The following is a 2,072-nucleotide window of genomic DNA, read 5'->3' on the forward strand; positions in this document are numbered from 1 at the left end:
AGCTGCATCAGCTGCTCCTGGAACAACGGCACACCCAGGGTCTTCTCCAGGGCGTTGCGCATCAGCGGGTGCGCGAAGGTCACCGGCTCCTGGCCGTTCTTGCGGCGGATGAACGGGTGCACCGAACCGCCCTGGATCGGGCCGGGGCGGATCAGCGCCACCTCGACCACCAGGTCGTAGAACTCGCGGGGCTTGAGTCGGGGCAGGGTGGCCATCTGGGCCCGGCTCTCCACCTGGAACACCCCGACCGAGTCGGCCCGGCAGAGCATGTCGTAGACCTCCGGGTCGTCCAGGGTCATGTCGCCCAGGTCGAGCCGGGACCCGATCATGTCGTAGCCGTAGTGCAGGGCGGAGAGCATGCCCAGGCCGAGGAGGTCGAACTTGACCAGGCCCACCGCGGCGCAGTCGTCCTTGTCCCATTGCAGGACGCTGCGCCCGGGCATCCGCCCCCACTCCACCGGGCAGACCTCGATCACCGGCCGGTCGCAGATCACCATGCCGCCGGAGTGGATGCCCAGGTGCCGCGGGAACGTCTGCAACTCGTTGGCGTACTCCACCACCTGCTCGGGGATGTTCTCGACATCGACGGTGGCGACCGAACCCCACCTGTCGATCTGCTTGCTCCAGGCGTCCTGCTGCCCCGGGGAGTAGCCGAACGCCTTGGCCACGTCCCGCACGGCCGACCGGGGCCGGTAGGAGATGACGTTGGCGACCTGGGCGGCGTGCTCCCGGCCGTAACGGGTGTAGACATGCTGGATCACCTCCTCCCGGCGGTCGGACTCGATGTCCACGTCGATGTCGGGTGGGCCGTCCCGTTCCGGGGCGAGGAACCGCTCGAAGAGCAGTTGGTGCCGGACCGCGTCCACATTGGTGATCCGCAACGCATAGCAGACCGCCGAGTTGGCCGCCGAACCCCGACCCTGGCAGTAGATGTCCTGGTCACGGCAGAACGTGACGATGTCGTAGACCACCAGGAAATAGCCGGGGAAACCCAGCTCCTCGATCATGTTCAGTTCGTGCTCGAGTTGCGCGTACGCCGTCGGGTGCGCCTGCGGCGGCCCGTAGCGCTCGTGCGCCCCGTCAGCTGTCAGCTTCCGCAGCCAACTCATCTCGGTGTGCCCCGGCGGCACCGGGTACGCCGGCAGCTGCGGCGCGACGAGTTGGAGGTCGAAGGCCAACTCGGCGCCGAACTCGGCGGCCCGCGCCACCGCACCCGGGTACGCGGCGAACCGGGCCGCCATCTCCGCGCCGCTGCGCAGGTGGGCGGTGGCCGCTGCGGGCAACCAGCCGTCGATCTCGTCCAGGCTGCGTCGGGCCCGGACCGCGGCGACGGTGGTGGCCAGCCGACGCCGGCCGGGGCTGGCGTAGTGCACGTTGTTGCTGGCCACCGTCGGCAACCCGGCCGCGGCGGCCAGCTCGGCGAGCGCGTCGTTACGGTCGGCGTCGACGGGATGACCGTGGTCGGTCAGCTCCACGGCCACCGTCTCCGCGCCGAAGAGCGCGGTCAGCCGGTCCAACTCGCGGGCCGCCGCGTCCACCCCCTCGGTGAGCAACGCCCCCGGCACGTGCCCCTTGCGGCAGCCGGTCAGCACCAGCACATGGTCACGCAGCTCGGCGGCGACCTCCTCCAGGTCCCCGTAATCCGGGCGGCCCTTCTCCCCGCCGCGCAGCTGGGCGCGGGCGATGGTGGTGGCCAGCCGGGCGTACCCCTCGTGGCCGTGCGCGAGCACCAGCAGGTGCGCGCCGTGCGGGTCGGGCTCGCCGTTCTGCGGGCCGGGCAGGCCGAGGGACAGCTCCGCGCCGAAGATGGTCGGCAGGCCCAGCGTACGAGCCGCCTCGGCGAAGCGGACCACCCCGTAGAAACCGTCATGGTCGGTGACGGCGAGCGCGGTGAGCCCCAGCCGGGCCGCCTCCTCGGCCAGCTCCTCCGGGTGGCTGGCGCCGTCGAGGAAGCTGAAGTTGGTGTGCGCGTGCAGCTCCGCGTAGGGCACCACGCCGTCGGGGCGGGTCAGCTCCGGTGGCTGGTACTGCTCGCGGCGGCGGCTCCAGGCCGGAGAGTCGCCGCCATCGGC

1 protein-coding gene is annotated in these 2,072 nt (G+C 71.4%); it reads right to left on the reverse strand.

The window, feature by feature from the left end; all coding sequences use genetic code 11:
- A partial coding sequence (locus ABZ749_RS34395) for an error-prone DNA polymerase (RefSeq protein WP_357235406.1) occupies positions 1-2,072 on the reverse strand: 2,072 nt, incomplete at both ends.

The organism is Micromonospora sp. NPDC047753 (genome assembly GCF_040642735.1).
GTDB lineage: Bacteria > Actinomycetota > Actinomycetes > Mycobacteriales > Micromonosporaceae > Micromonospora.